The sequence below is a fragment of the Allobosea sp. CER48 genome (assembly GCF_044752385.1).
GTDB lineage: Bacteria > Pseudomonadota > Alphaproteobacteria > Rhizobiales > Beijerinckiaceae > Allobosea.
This window is the reverse complement of record NZ_JBIWYK010000392.1, coordinates 1-3,003: the sequence shown is the minus strand read 5'-3', so window position 1 is coordinate 3,003 and position 3,003 is coordinate 1. Positions and strand designations below refer to the sequence as shown.

Annotated in this window: 3 protein-coding genes and 1 pseudogene; all 4 read left to right on the top strand. The window is 64.3% G+C overall.

Features of this window, described 5'->3' with window-relative positions; translation table 11 throughout:
• Window positions 1-211: pseudogene (locus ACIPIA_RS13395) on the top strand (hypothetical protein); the annotation flags it as partial.
• Between the two features lie 109 nt (window positions 212-320).
• Entirely contained in the window at window positions 321-722 is a 402-nt protein-coding gene (locus ACIPIA_RS13390) for a PTS sugar transporter subunit IIA (RefSeq protein ID WP_400510258.1), read from the top strand.
• A gap of 24 nt (window positions 723-746) precedes the next feature.
• On the top strand, window positions 747-1,061 hold the full coding sequence (locus ACIPIA_RS13385; RefSeq protein WP_400510256.1) for an HPr family phosphocarrier protein: 315 nt from the start codon (window positions 747-749) through the stop codon (window positions 1,059-1,061).
• Window positions 1,062-1,332: 271 nt separating this feature from the next.
• The gene (gene ahcY, locus ACIPIA_RS13380) at window positions 1,333-2,727 is read left to right on the top strand and encodes an adenosylhomocysteinase (RefSeq protein WP_400510255.1); all 1,395 of its coding nucleotides are present in this window, start codon (window positions 1,333-1,335) and stop codon (window positions 2,725-2,727) included.
• The last annotated feature ends 276 nt before the right edge of the window (window positions 2,728-3,003 follow it).

Sequence of the window (3,003 nt, the reverse complement as noted above, 5' to 3'; positions counted from 1 at the left end):
CGGTCTGACGCCTGAGCCCTTCACCGGCGCAGCGGTCATTCGCCTCGTCGTCGACCTGATCGGCGAGGAGCCGGCGCGGATGCCGGAGCCCGAGGATCTGGTCGACAATCTCGTGGGCCTGGACCTGCCGCGCCTGCGGGTCTTCGGCCGCGTTGGCGACGAACGGCTCATCCTGACCGCGCTCGACTTATTCACAGCAGCCGATTCGTAACCACGATTTCGACAAGTTTAATGGCGGACACCTTGCGATTATCTCGCAGCTGCCGCATAAACCGCGACCTTGTCCGGGCGCCGATGGGCGCTCTCCGGTGCTGGATTGAATGATCGGACTGGTCCTTGTGACTCATGGGCATCTGGCGACGGAATTCCGCGCCGCCCTGGAACATGTCGTCGGCCCTCAGTCGCATCTGGCGACGATCGCCATCGCTCCCGATGACGACATGGAAAGCCGCCGCCGCGATATCATTGCCGCCGTCGAGCAGGTCGAGAACGGCAGCGGGGTCATCCTTCTGACCGACATGTTCGGCGGCACGCCCTCCAACCTGGCGATCTCGGTGATGGAGCCGGGCCGGATCGACGTTGTCGCCGGCATCAACCTGCCGATGCTGATCAAGCTCGCCAGCGTGCGCGAGGAGAAGACCCTCGACGAGGCGGTGACCAGCGCGCAGGATGCCGGCCGGAAATACATCACCGTCGCCAGCCGCGTGCTGGCGGGGAAGTAAGCGGGCGTGAGCGGGGAGGGCGGCTTGGACGAGGATTGTGACTGCCCCGACGTCGAGATTCCCGCAGGAGCCCTCTACGGCGAGTTCGAGATCGTCAACAAGAAGGGGCTGCACGCCCGCGCCACGGCGAAATTCGTGCAATGTGCCGCCCGCTACGATGCCGACATCACGGTGAGCCGCTGCGGCGAGACGGTCGGTGCCACTTCGATCATGGGCGTTTTGACGCTGGGCGCCGGCATCGGCTCGACGATCACCATTGTCGCCAAGGGGGCCGAGGCGCAGCCAGCCCTGGACGCGCTGGCTGCCCTGATCGCCGACAGGTTCGGCGAGGGCGAGTAGCCGGCCTGTGTGGCGTGACGCGCAGGCGCTTTCGGCTTTCGCCAAGGCCTTTGGCGTCTTTTTCGTTTTGATCTGCTTCTTTGTTACGCTGTTGCGAGGGCGTGTTTCGCTGAGCAGCATGCGAGCGGTGGTGTCGGACGGCGCATGGCCCGTCGAGGGATCATCGCCCTGCCGACGTTCATATAAAGACATCTTTATATCTTTGATTGCCTTCCGCTCCGGGCGCTGCTAGAGAGCCCGCACGTTTCAGGTGCCAGGATTGGAGCCCACCATGTCGGATTACATCGTCAAGGACATCGCGCTTGCGGATTACGGCCGCAAGGAAATCAACATGGCCCAGGACGAGATGCCGGGCCTGATGGCCGTCCGCGCCGAGAACAAGGGCAAGGCCCCGCTCAAGGGCGCCCGCATCGCCGGCTGCCTGCACATGACCATCCAGACCGCCGTGCTGATCGAGACGCTGAAGGAACTCGGCGCCGACGTGCGCTGGTCCTCCTGCAACATCTTCTCGACCCAGGATCATGCCGCCGCCGCGATCGCCGCGACCGGCACCCCGGTCTTCGCCATCAAGGGCGAGACGCTGGAGGAGTACTGGGAGTACGTGCTGAAGACCGCCACCTGGGGCGACGGCGGCACGCCGAACATGATCCTCGACGATGGCGGCGACCTGACCATGCTGATCATCCTCGGCGCCGAGGCCGAGGCCGGCAACGCCGCCTTCCTCGACAAGCCGGGTAATGAGGAAGAGACGATCTTCTTCGCGCTGATCAAGCGCCAGCTCAAGGCCAATCCGGGCTGGTTCACCAAGACCCGCGCCGCGATCAAGGGCGTCTCCGAGGAGACCACCACGGGCGTGCATCGCCTCTACGAACTCGCCAAGGCCAACCGCCTGCCGTTCCCGGCGATCAACGTCAACGACAGCGTCACCAAGTCGAAGTTCGACAATCTCTATGGCTGCCGCGAGTCGCTCGTCGACGCGATCCGCCGGGGCACCGACGTCATGATGTCCGGCAAGGTCGCGGTCGTCGCCGGCTATGGCGACGTCGGCAAGGGCTCGGCCGCCTCGCTGCGCCAGGCCGGCTGCCGCGTCCTCGTCACCGAGATCGACCCGATCTGCGCCCTTCAGGCCGCGATGGAAGGGTATGAGGTCGTGACGATGGAAGACGCCGCGCCGCGCGGTGACATCTTCTGCACCGCCACGGGCAACCTCGACGTCATCACCGTCGACCATATGCGCGCGATGAAGCACCGCGCCATCGTCTGCAACATCGGCCATTTCGACTCGGAGATTCAGGTCGCCGGCCTGAAGAACTTCAAGTGGGACAACGTCAAGCCGCAGGTCGACGAGATCGAGTTCCCCGACGGCAAGCGCATCATCCTGCTGTCGGAAGGCCGCCTGGTGAACCTCGGCAACGCCACGGGCCACCCGTCCTTCGTGATGTCCTGCTCGTTCTCGAACCAGACGCTCGCCCAGATCGAGCTGTGGAACCACCACGCCAACTACGAGAACAACGTCTACACCCTGCCGAAGCACCTGGACGAGAAGGTCGCTGCGCTCCACCTCGCCAAGGTCGGCGCCAAGCTGACCAAGCTCAACGATGCCCAGGCGAAGTACATCGGCGTGCCGCAGGCCGGCCCGTTCAAGCCCGAGCACTACCGCTACTGACACGCCCCCGAGCGCGATCTCCGAAGGCCCGGCACCAGCCGGGCCTTTTTTTATGCCTGTGCCATTATGGAATCGGTTCCCGGGGCACTACGGGTTGTGGGTATCGCAGGTCGAAGGGCTAGCCCTTGATAATCTGCGATGAGGCGGGCGTCTTGCCCGAAAATCTCGGCATTTACCCGCGATTAAGCACTTCCTGACGGACTCCAGCGATGATTACAGTGGGGGTGATTCGGGTGTCCGCCATGGAGCGGCCGGATCGCAGCTCTGACGTGATCG